Below are 19,020 nucleotides of genomic sequence, written 5' to 3' on the forward strand. Positions count from 1 at the left end.
CACAACCTCACCCCTCGTCGCACTCAATCACCCTCGCCACGGCCGCTGATCAGGCGTGAGGGCGGCCGGTGATGGCCGGGGCCGCAGGAGCAGGAGCAGGAGCAGGTCGAGAGTGCCTGAGACTATCGGTCGCTGGCCGGGCGGCGGCGTCAGCCGAGGGCCGGGCATCCCGGTGCTCTCGTCGCCGGACCGCCGGTGGCGCGACGCCGTCCTGCTTCATCGCGAGGCTGGCCGCGCGCCACCGGGGCCGGTAACCGGCGGGTCAGATCGTGGTGAGGGTGACGGCGTCGGCCTGGACCCAGGCGTCGCTGCCCGGGGCCCAGTATCCGATGTGCAGGCGGATGGTGGTGTTGGCGCCGGAGTTGAAGTTGATGACGTAGCGGGTGTACGCCGTGGCTCTGCCGTAGCGCACCTCGCCGAGCAGGGTGCCGCCGGTGGTCTTCGCCCCCGCGTACCCGTGGCTGATGGTGCCGGAGTCGCGGAGGTGGACGGTCATCCGGTAGTTCGTGTTCTGCGTGACGGCGACGGTCTGGCGGATGGCGCCCCAGTTGGTGGTGGAACCGGACCAGATCCAGCCGTTGTCGGCGCCGTCGTAGGACTTGCCGGCGTTGATGTCGACGCCGTAGGCCAGTGCCCCCTCGGTGTTCCACGGACTGGACGAGGCGTTCAGCGTCGTCTGCGACTCGAATCCGCCGTCGGCCACGAGGTTGCCGCCGACGGTGCCGGCGGCCCGCTCGTACGCCCCGATGTCGCGGGCGGCGCCGACAGGTGCGGTGGTGCCGTCGAGGTCGGTGCCGGACAGGGTGTGTGCGACACCGCTGTCCCAGGCCGGACTGCCGGCTGTCAGGTGGTAATCGGCGTTGCCGGGGTTGACGAACCTCGGGTCGGCGACGATGTCCCCGTCGCCCGGGGGAAAGCCGTACCCGATCGGGTCGCTGCTGCCGGCGAAGAGGTTGTTGCTGTGCGGGTAGTTGTGCCCGCTGAAGACGGTCGACCGGGTCATGTAGAAGATGTTGTTGCGCAGGGTCAGCCACGAGTCCTGAGGCGCCGGGCCGGGCTGGCGGTAGTAGTAGATGTCGATCGCCCGGGAGTTGTCCCGGGTCCGGATCACGGTGTTGTTCCAGGCCTGGTAGCCGGAGGGCGTCGTCGTGGTGTCCCAGGCGATGAACTGCTGGTAGTCGTCGGTCATGTTGTAGTACAGCCGGACGTTGGCACTGTGCGTCTCGGTGACCTCGAGGAATCCCTGGTTGCCGCGCGCGTAGTTGTGGTGGATGTCGATGTTGTTCTTGTCGTGGTCGAATCCCTCGATCTCCACCGCGCCGCCGTCGGCACCGTAGGGCGAATCGGTGCTGCGGCAGTTGAGGAAGTCGTTGTAGGAGATGTCGATGTCGGAGTTGTTGGCGGACACGCCGACGGCACCGTAGGAGGTCTCGGCGCCGGCGTCCATGCCGCGGTAGGCGATGCGCAGGTCGTGGAAGCTGTTGTGCTGGATCCTGGTGTTCTGCCCGTAGGTCTTCACGCCGATGCCGACGTCGGTGAACTCATTGTCGACGATCTCGGCGTAGCGGCCGTTGGCGGTGATCGCGATGGCCCCGCTGAGCCGGTACTTGTCGCCGGTGATGCCGGCGCCGTCGGCGTTGTCGAAGACGGCGCCGTCGGTGAACGACAGCTGAGTGACCCGGAGGTGCTGGCCGTTGAGCTTGAGCATGTGCCAGCCGCCGGGGTTCTTCAGCACCGGCGGCGTCCCCGATCCGTAGGCGGCCAGGGTGATGGGGTTGCCGCTGGTGCCCGACTCGTCGATCGACGCCGCGCCGCTGATCACCTGCCCGCGTTTGAAGGCGACGACGTCTCCGGGGGAGAAGGTGGCCTGCGTGATCCGGCCCATCGTCCGCCAGGCGTTCGTGCCGCTGAGGCCGTCTCTGGCGTCGTCGCCGTTGACGGAGTCGACATGGAACGTCCGGCCGGTTCCGGTCGGCGATGGTGTGCCGGAGGCGGTGAGGCGCGCGCCGGTGTGGGGTGAGGCGGGAGCGACGGCGTGGGCGGTGCCGGCGGCGACGGCGATGCCGAGCGATAGTGCGGCGACCGTCGACAGCGCCATGGCTGCCCCCTGGGTGAGGTGTGATCTTCGGTCCACGACGACCTCCATGGCCTACAAAACGGTTTGCGGATTGCCAGCATGGATGCGAGTCGATCGCCCGTCAAGGGGTCGCGGTGATCCCGAAGGTGCCGGGCCGATCGGACCGCGGCTTCCTGCCGCTTCCCGCAGCGTGTAGCGCGGCATCACGACCAAGCGCGTCACGCGACAGGGCCGCGAAGGGACGTCGGGTTCCCTCTTGACAGGGCGGCTACCTCTGACGAATGCTCTGCAAACCGGTTTGGTACTCGGAGCAAGGATGCGGGAGGGTGGGCGTGGTGACGTCATGCCGGCGGTCCGGACAGGTCAGTGACGTGGTGCGCGCATGAGCGGCGCGGACGAGCCCACCGCGGGGCTGCCGACGATCGACGAGGTCGCCGTGGCGGCCGGGGTGAGCAAGACGACCGTGTCCCACGTACTCAGCGGGAACCGGCCGGTCGCCGCGGCCACCCGGGCCCGGGTCGAGCGGGTGATCGCCGAACTGGGCTTCCAGCCCAGCAGCGTGGCCCGGTCGTTGAAGGTCAGCCGCTCGCACACCGTCGCTCTGGTGGTGCCGGACGTGACCAACCCCTTCTACCCGGCCCTGGCCCGTGGACTACAGGGCAGCCTGGAGTCCGACGGGTACCTCAGTCTGCTCGCCGACACGCACGGTGACCCCGGGCGGGAGCGGATGTTCATCGCCGACGCGGTCGCGCGGCGGGTCGACGGCATCGTGCTCGCCGGTCTTGCGCTGTCGGCCGGCGATCTCGCCGCCACCGTACGCGCCGGAATTCCGGTGGTGTCCGTCGGCGGCCAGCTCGCGGGCAGCGCCATCGACGTGGTGACCGCCGACGACGCGCAGATCGCCGCGGACGCGGTCGCGTACCTGGCCGGCCGCGGACACGAGCGGATCGCGATGGTCGCCGGGTCGCAGAGCAACCCGCCCGGCCGGGCCCGGCTGGAGGGCTACCGACGCGGCCTGGTCGAGGCCGGCTTGACGGCCGACCCACAGCTTCAGGTGATCAGCGACTGGACCCGTGACGGGGGGTTCGAAGCCACCGCCGGGCTCCTCGCGCTGTCCCGGCCCCCGACGGCGGTGTTCTGCGCCAACGACCTGATGGCGATCGGGGCGCTGGACGCCGCTCGCGCCGCCGAGGTCGACGTACCGGACGGCCTCGCCGTCGTCGGTGTCGACGACATCGACGCGGCAGCGCTGGTCGACCCGCCCCTGACCACGATGAAGATTCCGGCGTTCGACATCGGCCACACCGCGGGTTCGCTGCTGCTGGAGCGCATCCGCGCCCCGCGCCGGCACATCCCGCGCCGCAGCGTGATGGTGGGCCACCAACTGATCACCCGCCGTTCGGCCTGAGCCCACCCCTCGCCCGAAGGAGAGAACCCACAGATGCATGACGTCCTCGACCTGCGCGACACGGTGCCCGACGAGCTGGCGCAGCTGGCCAGCAGCGGGTACGACGTGGAGCGCCTGCGGCCCGCGCTCGCCGACGCGCTGGCCGGCGGCGACCAGGCGCGGCTGGTGTCGGTGCGGGAGGCGCTGCGCCACGTCGAGCGTCACCCCGGATGGGCCTACCGGGAACCGTCCGAGCGGGCCGAGATCCTCGCGGGGCTCGGCCGGCCGGTCGCCGGCCCGGGCTGGCGGGGCAGCGCCACGGAGCTGGCCGACCGCATCCACGGTGCGTGGCTGGGCCGGTGCGCCGGATGCTGCCTGGGCAAACCGGTCGAAGGACTGACCCGGGCGGAGGTCGGCCGGTACCTGACGGCGGCGGGCGCCGAGCCGCTCACCGACTATTTGCCCCTGCTGGAGCCCCTGCCGGCGGGCGTGAGTCACCTGCACGAGTCGGCGCCGTTCGCCAGCCGCGGCCGGTTCACCATGACGCCCCGTGACGACGACCTGGACTGGACGATCCTCGGCCTGCACCTGCTGGAGGTCTACGGGCCGGCGGTGACGACCGCGGACATCGCCCGCGAGTGGCTGGACCGGCTGCCGTTCACCCAGACCTTCACGGCCGAGCGCGCCGCGTACCGCAATCTGCTGCACGGCCTGCGACCGCCGGCCACGGCCACCACGGACAACCCGTACCGGGAGTGGATCGGCGCGCTGATCCGGGCCGACATGTGGGGCTACACCAACCCGGGTGACCCGCGCCGGGCCGTCGACCTCGCCGTGACCGACGCGGTGCTCTCCCACGTGGGCAACGGCGTCTACGGCGAGATGTGGGCGGCCGCGCTGGTAGCCGGCGCGTTCACCGCCCCCGACGCCCGTACGGGGCTGGAGACCGCGCGCACCTGGATTCCGGAGCGCAGTCGCCTGCGCGAGGCGCAGGACCGCGTGCTGGAGCTGTTCGACGCCGGCAAGCCCTGGGCCGAGGCCACCGACATCCTGCACAGCGAACTGGGCCACTACGACTGGGTGCACACCATCAACAACGCCGTGTCCATCGCGTCCGGGCTGCTCTGGGGCGACGGCGACTACACCACCACCCTCGAACTGACCATCCGCGCCGGCGGCGACACCGACTCCAACGGCGCCACCGCCGGGTCGGTCTTCGGCGCGCTGCACGGGCGGTCGGCGATACCGGAGCACTGGACGGCCCCGCTGGGTGGCGCCGTCCGGAGCGCCATCCGGGACTTCGATCGCACGCCGATCGTCGAGCTTGCGGAGCGGACCACCCGGCTCGCGCTGACGTCCCTCGGACGGGTGACGTCGTGAACGCGGCACCGACCCCGGACCGCCCGCTGCGGGTGGTCATCGACACGGACCCCGGGCTGGGCGCACCGGGCGCGGACATCGACGACGGCCTGGCCATCGCGCTCGCCCTCGCCTCACCGGAACTCGTCGTCGAGGGCCTCACGATCGTCAACGGCAACGTCGACATCGCCGCCGGCACCGCCAACGCCCTCGGACTGCTGGAGCGGCTGGGCCGCACCGACGTTCCGGTCTTCGTCGGCGCCGGCACGCCGCTGCGCCGGGACATGGCGCCGATCCACGACCTGTTCGCGCGGGTCCTGCCCGACGCCGGCGTGCCAGCGGCACAGCCGGTGACGCGGCCGCGACCGGAGCACGCCGCCGTGTGGCTCGCCGAGACCGTACTGGCCGCGCCCGGCGAGATCACGATCCTGGCGATCGGGCCGATGACCAACCTCGCGCTCGCCCTCACCCTGCGGCCGGAGATGGCCGGTGCGGTCCGGGAACTGGTGCTCATGGCCGGCGCCGCCACCACGTACGCACAGAATGTCACCCCGGTCGGAGACTTCAACGCCTACGTCGACCCGGAGGCGCTCGACGTGGTGCTGTGCAGCGGCGCCCCGATCCGGATGGTGGGACTGGACCAGACGATGCGGGTGCGGCTCACCCGAGCGCACGCGGCCCTGCTTCGCGCGCACGGCAGCAAGTTCGCGATCTGGGCCGCCGACTGCACCGACGCGTGGATCAGCTTCCTGCACGCCGCGTTCCCGTCCCGACCCGAACACGTCGACGGGTGTTTCCTGCACGACCCGCTGACCATCGCGGCCGTGCTGCGGCCCGACCTGCTCCGCTTCGAACCCGCGTACGTCCAGGTCGAGACGGCCAGCGAGTTGTGCCGCGGTCTGGTCGTTGCGGATCGGGGCCTGGCCCTCGCTCCGCCGCCGGCACCGCCGAACGCCGCCGTGGCCGTCGACACCGAGGTCGACGCGTTCGTCGAGTTCTTCCTCGACCGGATGCTCGCCGCGGTACCCGAGGCCGCGCCACCCCTACCTCACCCCTGATCCCCCCTGGTACACACCCCCACCGCGAAAGGAAGTCCCGATGGCGCCATCCCGCCCCCGCCGGCTGCTCGCCGGTACGGCCGCCGTCCTCGCCGCGCTGACCCTCGCCGCCTGTGGCGGCTCCGGTGACAGCGCCGGAACCCAGCCCCTGACCAAGGCCGACGACCTCAAGGACCCGGCGTCGAAGGTGGTGCTGACGTACGCCGGCGCCGCCTACGACGCCAAGGCGCTCGAGCCGGTGTTCGCCGCGTTCACCAAGGCCCACCCGAACATCGAGGTCAAGTACGAGAGTGTGCCGTTCGACCAGCTCAACAGCGTCCTGTCGGTCCGGCTCGGCTCGGGCGACTCGAACCTGGACCTGTTCGACACCGACATGCCCCGCACCGCCGCGTACCAGGCGCGAGGGTGGCTGACCGACCTCACGCCGGCGTTCGGCGACCTCACCGGCAAGGTCGACAAGGCGTCGATCGACGCCTCGACGGTCGACGGCAAGCTGGTCGCGATGCCGCTGCAGACCTCCAGCCAGCTCCTGTACTACAACAAGAAGCTGCTCACCAAGGCCGGTGTCGCCCTGCCGGCGGCGGACCCGGCCCAGCGGATGACGTGGGAGCAGGTCAGCGAGGCCGGCCGCAAGGCGCAGCGCAGCGGCGCCAAGTGGGGTCTGCTGCTGGACCAGGTGGACCGGTACTACCAGCTGCAGCCGCTCGCCGAGTCACTCGGCGGCGGTCCGGGCGGCGAGGGCAAGGACAACCTCACTCCCAAGGTCGACAACGACGCGTGGCGGAAGGCGTTCACCTGGTACGGCCAGCAGTTCGCCGACAAGGTCTCGCCGCGCGGTGTGCCGACCGCGCAGACCTCGGACCTGTTCGCCGCCGGTCAGGTGGCGTTCTACCCGGGCGGACCGTGGTGGGCGCCGAAGTTCCTCGGCGCGAAGGACCTCGACTTCGGCGTCGCGGCGTACCCGGCCTTCGCCGGCGGCAAGCCGGTCACCCCGACCGGCGCCTGGTCGCTCGGGCTGAACCCGAACAGCAGGAACCGTGACGCGGCGCTGATCTTCATGAAGTTCATGGCCCTGGACGGTGGCGGTTTCAGCCAGTACATCACCGACCTGGCCGTGCCGCCGGCCAACGTGTCGGGCACCGCCAAGTACTACGCGCAGAAGACCTTCACCGACCCGAAGATGACCGGCGCGGTCGCGCTGCTGCAGCACGAACTGGCCGGCACCGCGACCATCCGTCTCAAGACCACCGGCTACATCGAGTTCGAGGACATCATGGGCCGCGCCTTCACCGACATCATCAACGGCGTCGACGCCGGCACCGCGCTGCAGAAGGCCCAGTCCGAGCTGTCTGCCGCCTGGGCGAAGTACCGCAAGTAGACCGGGTGGATCCCGGCGCGCCGCGCCGGGATCCACCGCGGGCAGCGTAGCGCCACCGCATCGGAAGAGGTCCCTTTGATGGCACATCCCGTCGTCACATCGACCGGCGGACCTGCCGCCGCCCAATCGCCCGACGCGCTCCGGGCCGGGGGCGCTCCAGGCGCGGATCGTGACACCGTCCGCCGGGGGCGCACCGGCCCGACGCCGTCCCGATCACGGAACAGCCGCCGCGACGGGTTCGCGGCGGCCGGGTTCCTCGCCCCGGTCCTGGTCTGCCTCGTGCTGCTGCGTCTCCTTCCGGCCGGCAGCGCACTCGTCGACAGTCTGTACAGCCGCCTGCCCGGCAGTGTGCTCCCGGCCGAGTTCGTCGGCCTGGACAACTTCACCGCCCTGTTCACCAGCCCCGGCTTCCGCACCTCGCTCACCCAGACGCTGGTGTTCAACCTGCTGGTCAACCCGATCCAGATCGTGGCCGCCCTGGCGCTGGCCGTGCTGCTGACCCGCCGGCTGCCGGCCACCGGGCTGTGGCGCACGCTGGTGTTCCTGCCCAGCGCCGTACCCATGCTCGGCTCCACGATCGTGTGGGGCATCGCCCTGCGGCCGGACGGCCCGGTCAACGGGGTGCTCGGCCTGGTCGGGATCGGGCCCCAGCCGTTCTTCACCTCCTCGCACCAGGTCCTCTGGAGCCTGATCCTGCTCGCCTCGTGGATCGGGGTGGGGTACTGGATGATGTTCCTCATCGCCGGCATCAACGACATCCCGGCTGTCTACTACGAGGCGGCCCGGATCGACGGGGCGGGACCCGTACGCACCTTCTTCGCGGTGACCCTGCCCCTGCTGCGCCGGCCCCTGCTGTTCGTCCTCGTCGCCGACACCGTCGCCAACTTCGTGCTCTTCGCCCCGGTCCAGGTGCTCACCAACGGCGGGCCGCAGGACAGTTCCAACCTGCTCATGTACGACGTGTACCGCCACGCCTACCAACTGTCGGACCCGCATACCGCCGCCGCCGAACTCATCGTGCTGCTCACGATCATGCTGGCCGTCGTCGCGCTGCAGTTCCGCCTGCTCACCGGCAAGGAGAAGGGATGAGCACGCTCCACCGGTCCCACCGCACCGTCTACCGGCCGTCGCGGTGGCCACGCCGGATCCTCACTGCGGTCGCCGCGGTCGCCGCCGCCGCCTTCCTGGTGCCGATCCTGTGGCTCGTCGCCAGCGCGCTGCGGACCAGCAACGAGACCTTCGCGTCCTCGGCGCCCCTGTCGTGGTGGGTGCTGGTGCCGCGCGACCCGACCCTCGACAACTTCCGCAGGCTGATCGAGACGGGATTCCTGCGCAATGTCGGCAACTCGGTACTCGTGGCCGGGCTCACCGTCATCGCCGGGCTCGCGATCTGTGCGATGGCTGCCTTCGCGCTGGCCGTCATCGACTTTCCCGGCCGTCGCCTCGTGTTCGGCTTGGTGGTGGTGAGTTTCCTCGTGCCCTTCGAAGCCACCGCGATCCCGCTGTCGACGACCTTCCGCGAATGGAACCTGGACAACACGATCACCGGCCTCGTGCTACCCGGCATCGGCAACGGACTCGCCGTGTTCATGCTCCGGCAGTTCTTCCTCGGCATCCCGGCCGAGATCCGCGAAGCCGCCCGCGTCGACGGCGCCGGATGGTGGCGCACCTTCTGGCAGTTGTACCTGCCCCTGTCGTACCCGGCCCTGATCGGCGCCGGCCTGATCCTGTTCCTGTTCCAGTGGCAGGCCTACCTGTGGCCGATCCTGACCACGTCGGACCCGGCGCGCGACGTCGCCGCCGTGTCGCTGGCGCGCACGTTCGGCGCGTTCACCAACGACTACGGGCTCACCTTCGCCGAAGCCGTGATCGTCAGCATCCTGCCCGCCGGCGTGCTGCTCCTGCTCCAGCGGTACTTCATCGCCAGCGTCGCCGCCACCGGGGGTAAGGAATGACAACGCCGAAGGCGCTCGACGTGCTCGTCGTCGGCTCCGTCAACATCGACATCATCGTCCGGCTCGCCCGTCGGCCCCGGCCGGGAGAGACGGTGCCCGGCGAGCGGGTCAGCTACCGGCCGGGCGGCAAGGGCGGCAACCAGGCCGGCGCGGCGGCCCGCGCCGGCGCCCGTACGGCTCTCGTCGCGGCGACCGGCGACGACCCGCACGGCGATCGGCTGCGCACCGGCCTCGCGACGGCCGGGGTCGACACCAGCCGCTGCGGGGTGGTACCCGGCCCGACCGGTACCGCGCTCATCACCGTCACCCCGGACGGTGAGAACGCCATCGTCGTCGTCGCCGGGGCGAACCAGCTGCTCGACGCCGCCGCCGTCGCCGACTGCCCGCCGGCCACCTGCTATCTCGCCCAACTCGAGATCCGGCCGGACACCGTCCTCGCCGTCGCCCGGCACGCCGAGGCCGCCGGTGCGCGGTTCGTGCTCAACGTCAGCCCCGCGCAGACCGTGCCCGGCGACCTGCTGCGACGATCGGATCCCGTCATCGTCAACGTGCACGAGGCCGCGACGCTCCTCGGCGTGCGGGCCGGCACGATGGCGGGCACCGACCACGCCGCCGCCCTCCTCACGATGGGAGCACGCTCTGCCGTGGTGACACTGGGCGCGGCCGGCGCGGCGTGGGCCGACGCCACCGGTGCGGGCACCGTGCCGGCGCCGCGGGTCGAACCGGTCGACACCACCGGCGCCGGCGACGCCTTCGCCGGTGCGCTCACCGCCGCCCTCGCCCGCGGTGTGCCGCTGAGTGCCGCCGTGGCGTCCGCCAACCAGGCCGGCGCGGAAGCGACCCAGTGGCACGGCGCCGTACCGTGGCAGTGACCACACCGCACACGAAGCTCCCGCAACGGGTACGGCGCGAGGGGTGTGACGACCGCCGCAAGGAGTTCGTGCTGGATCCGCCGCACGGGGTCGGCCCGCTGCGGTTCGGGATGGCAATCGACGGGGCCCGTGACCCTGGCGACGGATCTGGCCGCGGTCCGGGCATCACGGAACGCAGCCGCTTTGGCTACGGGGCGGCGGCGCGCCGGGCATGGCCGATGACAGGTTGCGCCGCTCCGCCGAGTGATGCGACAGGTCGAGCTGTCTAGGTACCAACTGGCCGGCGATCAACGTCTTGTCATGGCTCCCCGCGCCCGACACGTCCGCCGGTGTTTCGCGGGGCATTCTGCGTTCGGCGTCGCCGGGCCGCCCGTTCCCGGGCCCGGCGGACAGCCCGGGGCAGGGACACCGGTCCCCGCGACCGCACGCCGTGGTCGGCTCGGTGGCAAGCCAGGTAGACCGGGATGGATAGGGCGACAAGGAAGACCGAAAATGCGGCCAAACCGCGTTCCTCGCTGGTGTCGGCCAACTCGGCGAAGCTCGATGTCGACGTCACCTTCGTGACCAACAGCACCAGCACGGCACCGACCGCACACCACGGCCACCAACCTGGGCGCAACCGCCACAGCACCCGGCCCTCGTACGCCCCGACGATGGGCCGCAACATGCAAACAACGCCGAGGGCGCTGATTGCTGTGCCGTGCATCAGCCATTCCGAGGCCGGGGTTGCTGCCGGTACCAGGCCGTAGACCAGCAGACCGACATCCCAGCCGAGGATGAGGACGCTGAGGCGTAAGCCCCAAAGCCAGTACACGCCGACAGGGTACGGACTGGGTGCTCTCATCACCGCCCCGGGTACGAAGTGGTCCTCGCGCAACGCGGTCAGCGCATCCACCCGCTACGACTCCGCAGAATCCGGTAAATCGTTGGCGTACCTGCCCGGGTGGTTGACAGAGTCACCGACGTGACGGTCGAACTTCCCTCGGAAATGACGGTACGCCGCGCCACCGAAGCGGACGCCGAGGTGATCTTCGACGTGCAAGCGGCGCACAACGTGCCGGTGGCCGGTGAGGCCAACGCGACGGTGGAGGATGTCGCCGACGAGCTGGTGGAGCCCGGTTTCGATCTCGACACCGACGGTTGGCTGGTGTTCGACCGCGCTGGTGTGGCGATCGGATGGGGCTGGGCGTGCCGTAAGGGGGACAGCGACAACGTCGATGTGGCGGTGTACACGCGCCCCGGCCATGAGCAGGCCGCGCCGTGGCTGTGGCGGGTCGTGCAGCGCCGGGCCGCCGAGATAGCCCAGGAGCTGGGCCATGACACGGTCACGATCGACACGGAGGTGTTCCGCGACGATCCGGGTAAACGCCGGGCGGCTCGGGACAACGGATTCGCGCCGGCGACCTCGTTCCTCCGGCTGCGTATCGACCACCGCCCGCCGGTACCCTTTCCGGCTCCCCCCGGCGGGCTCGGCGTATCGCTGAGCATGCGAGATGGCACCGATGAACAGGTCCGTCGCGACGGTCACGCGGTGTACAACGAGGGCTTCGCCGATCACTTCGGGTTCGTACCCGCCGAGTACCAGGCATGGCAGGACCAGCGCGTGGCCAGCAGCGCGCACGACTGGGCCCAGCTGCACGTCGCGTACCTCGACGGGGAGCCGGCGGCCGTCCTGCTCCGGACGAACAGCTTCGTGCCGGACGACAACTGCGGTTACGTGCACACCCTGGCGACACGGCCGACGTTCCGCCGTCAGGGACTGGGGGCCTACCTGTTGCGCTACGCCTTCGCCGCCGATGCCGCAGCGGGCCGAACCGGAACGGTGTTGCATGTCGACACCGACCCGGAGCGTCCCGCTCTCGCCTTGTACCAGGCCGCCGGCATGCGCCCGATCCAGATCATCGACATCTGGCGGCGCACCGGCAGCACCCGTACTCCCTCACCCTCCGAGTAGTAGAGCTGGACACAGGCCCCGCTTCGGGGATACCAGGCCGGGTCCGCCGCAGTCGCTCGGCGGCCAGCAGAGCCGTCAGGCGTCATTGCTGTCATGGGCGAGGCGTGGTGACTCCGTTGCCGTGTACTCGGAGAGGATTTCGCCGAGGACCCGTTGCGCGTTCGAGAATTCTTCTGCGTCCTCGGGATCTTCGAATGTGGAGCAGCAGGTGGCGAGGGTTTTCCAGAGGGCCCAGCCACGCCCGCGCGCCCACGTCGCATCATCCACCGACAGCCGCTGGCGAAATGCCTTCCGGCCGTCCGCGGTCAGCAACGTCCAGGCGACCGCCAGATCGCAGGCGGGGTCACCGACGCCACAGGTCCCGAAGTCGATGACGGCCGCCAACCGGCCGTCAGCGAGGAGGAGGTTTCCCTGGGCGATGTCCCCGTGGAACCAGCGGTCCACACCGTCCCAGCGGGCGTCGAGTGCCCTCGCCCAGATCTCGCGCACCAGCGCGGCATCGACGTGGCCGTCCAGCTCCGCGAGCGCACGCTCAACCTTCTTGTCGTAGGTGCGTAGGGTGCCGCCCCGGAACCAGTTGTGGATACCCGGCTGCGGACCGCCCGCGGCGTCGACGCTCTGCATGGCCGCCAGGAACTCGGCGAGGTCGATCGCGAATCGCACCGGGTCGGCGATGCGGTCCACGCTCGCAGGCTCGCCGTCGAGCCACCGGTAGATCGACCACGGATAGGGGTAGCCCGCATCCGGCTTGCCTTTCGCCACCGGGGCGGGGATGGGCAGCGGTAGCCGAGCGGCGAGGGCCGGGAGCCACCGATGTTCCTTGTCGACCGCCAGGGCGTACTCGGCGGCGCTGGGCAGACGCACCAGCATTTCGGGGCCGAGGTGGAAGGTCCAGTTGTCCCAGCCGCCGTTGGCCACCGGCTCGATCGGGAGGTCGGCCAGGTGCGGGAACTGGTCGGCGACGAGCCGACGCACCTGTTCCGTGTCGACGGTGATGCGCTGGGGCAGGGGACCGAGATCCGGAACATCACTCACTGAACCGTCCTCGTTGACCATCGGAGTTGAGCGCGATGTGGTGCGCCAGCGAAAGCAGCCACCGTGCATCATGGACGGTCGTCATCGGTGACCGCCAGTACGGCCCCCGGTCAGGGTGGCCAGGTGGTCGTCGACGAGTTGGACCTGCCGCTGCGGCGGGAAGGCCGCCGGGGCGAAAAGGGCCTGCACCACCAGGCCCAGGACGAAGGCTTGAAGTCCCGCCGCGACCTTTGCAGGGTCGCCAGGAGGCAGTACGCCAAGTGCCTGGTCCGCGGCCACCCGCTCGCTCAGCCTGTCCCGGCTTGCGGCGTACTTGCGGGCGTAGTCGCTGCTCAGGTCGGGGTCGGAGAGCGCGGCGTCCCAGGAGGACACCCAGATCCGGTTGATGTCGGTGGTCTCGGCAGTCAGCGGGAGCATGTCCAGCAGCGCGTCCCTGAGGGCGGCCGTACCCTCGCCCGAATCGCGGCGCGTGCGGGTGAGCGTGCGCCGTTCGAGCAGGTTGAGGGCGTACTCCACGAGGGCTCGCTTGGTGGGGAAGTAGTGCGTGAGCAGGCCCGTGGTCGCGTCGAGTTGGGCGGCGACGGCGCGCAGGGTCAGGCCGGTGAACCCGCGTGCCGCCATGACGTGCCAGACCGCTTCCGAGACGTCTCGGCGGCGTGCCTCGTGATCTCCCTTGGTGCGTGGCATGGCACCACGGTACATTTCCACAACACCTGTTATGCGAATGAGGAGTCCCATGTTCTCGCTGCCCCTGCGCGACGATGCCTACCTCAGCCCGCTGGAGGTCTGGCACGCCGACGAGTTCGCCGACCACCTCGACCGGGCGCGCGAGCACATTCGCCCGTGGGTCGGGCCCGCATTCGTCACCGACGACCGGGACGGCGCGCGGGCCACACTTCAGCGGTACGCGGAGCGCCAGGCCGGTGACGGTAACCGTCTGTACGGCATCTGGCGGCGCCGAACTCTGGTCGGCGGCGTGATGTTCACCGACTTCAACGCCGCTGTCGGATCGTGCGAGATCGGCTGTTGGCTGGAGCCGTCCGCCGAGGGCCACGGCCTGGTCACCCGAGCGTGTGGTGCGTTGCTGGACTGGGCATTGACGTCCCGGGGGCTGCACCGGGCCGAGTGGCACTGCCGGGCCGACAACGACCGCAGCTCCGCGGTGGCCAGGCGGCTCGGCATGACTCTGGAAGGGGTACGCCGCGAGGCGTGGCCGTACGAGGGCGCGCGCTACGACACGCAACTCTGGGCTGTCCTTGCCCCGGAGTGGCAGGCCTTAGGCCGGCGGCCGTACGCATTCGTGGTAGACCCTTGTGGCAAGGACGATGTGATGAGCGGCGGCCCTGGACGGGGATGAGGATGCCTGACCCGCGTGCCTTCTGGCTGGACGAGCACGTCGACCGTGAGCGCGGCGCCGGCGGGCGCGGTCGCTACGAGACCGAGGTGCTCGGACGTATCGATGAGTTCGCCGACACGTGGGGTGACATCGCGCCGGTCGCCTTCGCCGCGACCGCGTGGCGGCTCGCCACCGAGCTGTCACCTGCGTACGTCCGCTGGCACCGGCGGATCGTCTCGGCGACCTGCACGCGGAGCCCGTGGGACGGGAGCATGACCTGCGCGGTCAGCGTGGTCTCCCGGTGGCCGGCCGAACTCACCTGGACCCGGCAATGGCAGCGCGACCGTGGGTGGCGCGACTGGCCCCAGTTGTTCGGTCAGTACACGACACCAACGGAGCAGGATGTGACGCGTAGCCCGCATCTGCGCGCGATGCTGCAGGTCGAGGCGCCGGTACCCCTCGATGATCTGCCTCCGGCTCCGGACGGTCCGGACAGTTCCGTGGCGCCCGCAGCGCGCCGAGCCGTCACCGTGCTGGCCCGGGAGCTCAACGATCTCCTCGCCCCCATGATCGGCCAGTTGGAAGCCGGGGTGCCAGCAGACTCCTGAGCGTCCGTAGCCCAGCCTCGATGAGTTCCGGGCCGTGCGCAGGTCATAACGTGCAGGACCGCTGACGCGCTCGTACCGGGAGGAAACGAATGGCGAAGCTCATCTACTCGATGGTCACCTCACTCGACGGCTACGCCGAGGCCGCGGAGGGTGGCCTCGGCACCGGGGCCGACGACCCGGTGGTGCACACCTTCGTCAACGACCTCTTCCGCCCCGTCGGCACGTACCTCTACGGCCGACGGATGTACGAGACGATGGTCTACTGGGAGACCGCGCACACCGAGCCCGACCAGCCGCCGTACATCCTGCAGTACGCCCGCGACTGGCAGGCGGCGGAGAAGATCGTGTACTCCACGACGCTGGACTCGGTGTCCAGCACGAGGACCCGGATCGAGCGGGCCTTCGACCCGGACGCGGTGCGCAGGCTCAAGGCCGAGGCTGATCACGACCTCACCGTCGACGGCCCGAACCTCGCGGCCCAGGCGATCGCGGCCGGCCTGGTCGACGAGTACCACCTGTTCATCACCACGAGCGTGGTCGGCGGCGGCAAGCGCTTCTTCCCCGACGGCGTACGCCTCGACCTCGAGCTGGTCGAGGAGCGTGCCTTCGACAGCGGACTGATCTACGCGCGCTACCGGACCCGCTGAGCCACACCGGTCGGTGACACTGTCCGGCGTCACGCAGTCGGCACCGCCACGGTGAGGCTGCCGCGGGTCAGGCGGTCGCGCGTTCGGCGGCGGCCACGGCGTTGCGGAACAGCATGGCGACCGTCGTCGGGCCGACCCCGCCGACGCGGGGGGTGATCGCGGAGGCAACCTCGGCGCAGGCTTCGTCGACGTCGGGGAGGAGGCGACGGCCGGCGTACCGGACACCGGCGCCGATCACCACCGCTCCGGGACGGACGTGCTCCGGCTGGATGATGCCGGGGACGCCGGCGGCGGCGACGAGGATGTCCGCGCGGCGGGTGTAGCGCGGCCAGTCCGCTACGCCGGTGTGGACCACGGTGACCGCGGCGTTCGCGGTGGGGCGTTTCTGGGCCAGCAGGATGGCCAGCGGCCGCCCGATCGTCGCGCCGCGCCCGAGGATCACCACCTCGCGGCCGGCGACCGGGATCCCGTGGTGGTCCAGCAACGCCTCGATGCCGGCCGGCGTGCACGGCAGGGGGCCGGGCAGACCGAGAGCCAGGCGCCCCATGTTGAGCGGGTGCATACCGTCGACGTCCTTGTCCGGGTCCAGCGTCTGCAGCGCGGCGTCGTAGTCCAGGTGGTCGGGGATCGGGTACTGGATCAGGACCCCGTGCACGTCCTGGTCGAGATTGAAACCGGCGATCATGTCGAGAAGGTCGGCGTGGGTGGCGTCCGCGGGCAGGTGCCGGTGCGGCGAGTCGAAGCCCAACTCGGCCGCCTGCCGCTGCTTGATCCGGATGTACCCGGCGCTCGCGTCGTCGTCGCCGACCAGGATCGTGGCCAGGCTCGGCGTGACCCCTCGTTCGCGCAGGGCGGCGACCCGCCGGGCGGTGTCGGAGAGTACGGCCTCGGCCACCGGTGCGCCGGGCAGGAATCGAGCGGTCTCGGGCATGCGTCCCTCCGGACGGCAGCCCAGGCGGTCGACTCCCGTGACAGGCTCCCCGATGGTCCGACCATCCCCGTGCCGCCAGTCGCCTCTGCCCCGCAGAATATCCGGCACGACGAGTGCGATGTGTCGCCTACCGCGGCTGGTCCCAGAGGGAGGGACGTCCGCGCTGGACGCGCCCTCATCGGGCTGTCCGTCCCGTCGATCATCGAGGGCCGTCGCGGCAGTACTGTGCGCGCCATGATCCGCAAAGCCATGATCGTAATGCCCCTTGTCGTGCTCTCCCTCGCTGCGTGTGGAGGTGAGGCCGACCAGGCGGAAGCCGCCTCGCCCTCGGCTTCCACAGCCCCCGTCGCCACCCCGTCGTCAGTTGCGGCGGCGGTCAGCCCGACCGCTCAGGCACCCAGCGAGGAGGCGGAGCTTCGCCGAGCGGTGGTGGCGTACTCGGACGCCTTCCTCGACGCCAAGCCGACGGTCGGGTACGAGCTGTTCTCGGCCAGGTGCAAGGAGCGTGTGACCCTCAGCGAGTTCACCGGCATGCTCATGGCCGCCAAGCAGATGTATGGCAAGGCGATGCCGATCAAGACCTTCGAGGCGCAAATCTCCGGTGACCTGGCCCGCGTGACCTACACCTACGAGGTGCCTGCCCTCAATCAGACCAGGGAGCCGTGGGCGCGCGAGGACGGCAAGTGGAAGCAGGACGACTGCTGAGGCTTGGCCGCGGCCGGTATCCGCAGGGCGGCGCCGGGGCACCGGAAGCCGGGATGAGGGCGCCCGGCGCGCCGATCGACCGTCAGTGCTCGCCCCGCGCGGGTGACGACGAGGCGAGTCGTTCGTGCATCACGTCGACCGGCAGGGCCGGGTTCCTCGCTGCGGACTCGGCCAGTTCAGCATCGTCGAGCAGGTGGACCATCCGGTCCACCGGTAGTCGGGGGCATGCCGCCATCGCCCGCCGCACCTCGGCGTCGGGGTCGCGGGTGAGCCGGTCGACGAGCGCCGGATCCGCCTGCGGGTCGCGCGCGACGAGCCGCCTGACCGCCGGGTCCCGGTCGTCGGCGAACCGGGCCAGCGTCACCGTCGGGAAGTTCGGCAGGGCCAGCAGTCGGTGTCGGTCACATCGACCGTCGCGGAACACCCGCAGGAGCAGCTCGGGTGGCGCGGTCGGATGGTGATGGGCGAGGAGGGCTCGTACGCTGGGATCGGGGTCCTCCGCGAGCGCGGTGACGACCTCTGCCGGCAACCGCGGGTCGACCGCGCCCCGCCGGCGCAGCAGCGGGTTGACCGATGTGGCGAGCCGTACCGATTCCGTCAGCGGCGGCAGCGGGTCCGGCGGCGACGTCCCGCGCAGGTGCCAGCACAGGTCGACCCAGCGGTTCCACGGTGCCGTGGTCACGTCGATGTCGATCGCCGCCCGCTCCTCCTCGGTGAGCGCGGGATGGACGGAGACCGCGGTTCGCACGGACACGTCCGGGTCCGCGGCGAGCCGTGCCAACTGCGGACCGGTCAGGTCGTCGCGCCTGGCGAGGCTGCGCCGTACGTCTGCCGACGGGTGGTCGAGCAACGCCTCGACCACCGCCGGCGGCAGGGTCGGGTTGGTCGCCATCGCGTCGACGCATTCCTTCCCGTCGTCGGCGGCGAGCACGTGTGCGATCAGCGCGGGGGAGAGCCGCCGGTCGCCCAGCAGCTCCCGGTGCGCGTACCCGTTGACCGGTAGGTCCGCCGGCTCCTGCACCCGTTCCCGCTCCGCGGAGAAGTGGGCGGTGGCCGCCCGCACCTCCGGTGCCTCGTCGTGCAGCAGGGCGTGCCGCAGGTCGTCGCGGGACGTCTCGTCCAGGCCGCCCAGCAGGTGGACCGCGGCGCTGCGGACGAGTGGCTCCGGGTGAGCGGCGACGACCGGCACCGCGCGCCGGTCACGCGTCCCCCACTCGATCACCTCGCCGGTCAGGTCGGCCGCCGTGAAGGTGCCAGCCCGGAACAGGGTGACGAGCCGGTCCAACCGGGGCAGAAACGCGCGGTCGGGCAAAGCCAGGTCCGGGTCCTCCCGGACGAGCGCGGCGACGCGACGTTCGGGGTCGTCCAGCAGGCTGAGCCGGAGCGCCGGGTCGATGTGGCGGTTGGCGGCGAGGGCGCCGCGTACCCGTGCCACGGGGTGACGCATCGCCGCGGCGACGACCGCGGGCGGCAGGTCGGCGCGCCGCCGGAACGCCGCGGGAACGGCCTCGGCATGCTCGTCGAGCAGGCGCAGCAGCACGTCGAGCGGTGCCGCGGGGTTGCCCGCCAGGCCCCGCGCCACCGGGACTCCGGCCGGATCGTCCAGCCAGAGGTCACGGCGGATCTGGACCACCCGGGAGGTGCCGATGTGGCCGCCGTCCGTCGAGGTGCCGGCGGCCGTGCGGAGCATCGTCCAGGAATCGTCGTCGATCACGGGC

At 71.0% G+C, this 19,020-nt stretch carries 18 protein-coding genes and 1 riboswitch; of the genes, 12 read left to right on the forward strand and 6 right to left on the reverse strand.

The window, feature by feature from the left end:
- Positions 1–262 precede the first annotated feature (262 nt).
- A complete protein-coding gene (locus ACTMSW_RS11555; RefSeq protein ID WP_441180528.1) occupies positions 263–2,134 on the reverse strand; it encodes a choice-of-anchor Q domain-containing protein in 1,872 nt (623 codons plus the stop codon).
- Positions 2,135–2,459: 325 nt separating this feature from the next.
- On the opposite strand from ACTMSW_RS11555, the gene ACTMSW_RS11560 reads away from it, so the two are divergent.
- The 7 genes from ACTMSW_RS11560 to ACTMSW_RS11590 all read left to right on the forward strand — a co-directional run bounded on the left by ACTMSW_RS11560 (position 2,460) and on the right by ACTMSW_RS11590 (position 10,086).
- Complete coding sequence (locus tag ACTMSW_RS11560; protein ID WP_441180529.1) at positions 2,460–3,485, forward strand: LacI family DNA-binding transcriptional regulator; 1,026 nt, start codon at positions 2,460–2,462, stop codon at positions 3,483–3,485.
- A 33-nt stretch (positions 3,486–3,518) separates the two neighbouring features.
- Positions 3,519–4,844 carry an ADP-ribosylglycohydrolase family protein gene (locus ACTMSW_RS11565; RefSeq protein ID WP_441180530.1) on the forward strand — a complete coding sequence of 442 codons (1,326 nt, stop codon included), beginning with the start codon at positions 3,519–3,521 and terminating at the stop codon, positions 4,842–4,844.
- On the forward strand, positions 4,841–5,881 hold the full coding sequence (locus tag ACTMSW_RS11570) for a nucleoside hydrolase (protein ID WP_441180531.1): 1,041 nt from the start codon (positions 4,841–4,843) through the stop codon (positions 5,879–5,881). The genes ACTMSW_RS11565 and ACTMSW_RS11570 overlap by 4 nt, the downstream gene beginning before the upstream one ends.
- A 40-nt stretch (positions 5,882–5,921) precedes the next feature.
- A complete protein-coding gene (locus tag ACTMSW_RS11575) occupies positions 5,922–7,259 on the forward strand; it encodes an ABC transporter substrate-binding protein (RefSeq protein ID WP_441180532.1) in 1,338 nt (445 codons plus the stop codon).
- A 78-nt stretch (positions 7,260–7,337) separates the two neighbouring features.
- Positions 7,338–8,348, forward strand: coding sequence for a carbohydrate ABC transporter permease (locus ACTMSW_RS11580; protein WP_441180533.1), 1,011 nt, complete (start codon positions 7,338–7,340; stop codon positions 8,346–8,348).
- A complete protein-coding gene (locus tag ACTMSW_RS11585) occupies positions 8,345–9,214 on the forward strand; it encodes a carbohydrate ABC transporter permease (RefSeq protein WP_441180534.1) in 870 nt (289 codons plus the stop codon). Before ACTMSW_RS11580 ends, ACTMSW_RS11585 begins: the two co-directional genes overlap by 4 nt.
- A complete protein-coding gene (locus tag ACTMSW_RS11590; protein WP_441180535.1) occupies positions 9,211–10,086 on the forward strand; it encodes a ribokinase in 876 nt (291 codons plus the stop codon). The genes ACTMSW_RS11585 and ACTMSW_RS11590 overlap by 4 nt, the downstream gene beginning before the upstream one ends.
- A gap of 298 nt (positions 10,087–10,384) precedes the next feature.
- On the opposite strand, the gene ACTMSW_RS11595 is transcribed toward ACTMSW_RS11590, so the two are convergent.
- Positions 10,385–10,900, reverse strand: a complete 516-nt coding sequence (locus ACTMSW_RS11595) for a hypothetical protein (protein WP_441180536.1) — start codon at positions 10,898–10,900, stop codon at positions 10,385–10,387.
- A gap of 150 nt (positions 10,901–11,050) precedes the next feature.
- On the opposite strand from ACTMSW_RS11595, the gene ACTMSW_RS11600 reads away from it, so the two are divergent.
- Positions 11,051–12,040 carry a GNAT family N-acetyltransferase gene (locus ACTMSW_RS11600; RefSeq protein WP_441180537.1) on the forward strand — a complete coding sequence of 330 codons (990 nt, stop codon included), beginning with the start codon at positions 11,051–11,053 and terminating at the stop codon, positions 12,038–12,040.
- 75 nt (positions 12,041–12,115) lie between these two features.
- Here the strand turns inward: ACTMSW_RS11600 and ACTMSW_RS11605 are convergent, their stop codons facing one another.
- Entirely contained in the window at positions 12,116–13,096 is a 981-nt protein-coding gene (locus ACTMSW_RS11605; RefSeq protein ID WP_441180538.1) for an aminoglycoside phosphotransferase family protein, read from the reverse strand.
- Positions 13,097–13,156: 60 nt separating this feature from the next.
- Positions 13,157–13,762, reverse strand: coding sequence for a TetR/AcrR family transcriptional regulator (locus ACTMSW_RS11610; RefSeq protein ID WP_441180539.1), 606 nt, complete (start codon positions 13,760–13,762; stop codon positions 13,157–13,159).
- Between the two features lie 49 nt (positions 13,763–13,811).
- On the opposite strand from ACTMSW_RS11610, the gene ACTMSW_RS11615 reads away from it, so the two are divergent.
- The 3 genes from ACTMSW_RS11615 to ACTMSW_RS11625 all read left to right on the forward strand — a co-directional run bounded on the left by ACTMSW_RS11615 (position 13,812) and on the right by ACTMSW_RS11625 (position 15,666).
- Positions 13,812–14,432, forward strand: coding sequence for a GNAT family N-acetyltransferase (locus ACTMSW_RS11615; RefSeq protein WP_441180540.1), 621 nt, complete (start codon positions 13,812–13,814; stop codon positions 14,430–14,432).
- A gap of 2 nt (positions 14,433–14,434) precedes the next feature.
- The gene (locus ACTMSW_RS11620) at positions 14,435–15,019 is read left to right on the forward strand and encodes a hypothetical protein (protein WP_441180541.1); all 585 of its coding nucleotides are present in this window, start codon (positions 14,435–14,437) and stop codon (positions 15,017–15,019) included.
- Positions 15,020–15,108: 89 nt separating this feature from the next.
- Entirely contained in the window at positions 15,109–15,666 is a 558-nt protein-coding gene (locus ACTMSW_RS11625; RefSeq protein WP_441180542.1) for a dihydrofolate reductase family protein, read from the forward strand.
- A gap of 67 nt (positions 15,667–15,733) precedes the next feature.
- On the opposite strand, the gene ACTMSW_RS11630 is transcribed toward ACTMSW_RS11625, so the two are convergent.
- Positions 15,734–16,597: a bifunctional 5,10-methylenetetrahydrofolate dehydrogenase/5,10-methenyltetrahydrofolate cyclohydrolase gene (locus ACTMSW_RS11630; protein WP_441180543.1), complete on the reverse strand. Its 864-nt coding sequence runs from the start codon at positions 16,595–16,597 to the stop codon at positions 15,734–15,736.
- A gap of 11 nt (positions 16,598–16,608) precedes the next feature.
- Positions 16,609–16,690: riboswitch (ZMP/ZTP riboswitch) on the reverse strand.
- Between the two features lie 141 nt (positions 16,691–16,831).
- Here ACTMSW_RS11630 and ACTMSW_RS11635 point away from each other — a divergent pair.
- Entirely contained in the window at positions 16,832–17,302 is a 471-nt protein-coding gene (locus tag ACTMSW_RS11635) for a hypothetical protein (protein ID WP_441180544.1), read from the forward strand.
- 82 nt (positions 17,303–17,384) lie between these two features.
- Here ACTMSW_RS11635 and ACTMSW_RS11640 read toward each other — a convergent pair whose 3' ends face one another.
- Positions 17,385–19,016, reverse strand: a complete 1,632-nt coding sequence (locus ACTMSW_RS11640; RefSeq protein ID WP_441180545.1) for a hypothetical protein — start codon at positions 19,014–19,016, stop codon at positions 17,385–17,387.
- Positions 19,017–19,020: the final 4 nt, after the last annotated feature.

This window comes from Micromonospora sp. BQ11, from assembly GCF_052068135.1.
Taxonomy (GTDB): domain Bacteria; phylum Actinomycetota; class Actinomycetes; order Mycobacteriales; family Micromonosporaceae; genus Micromonospora.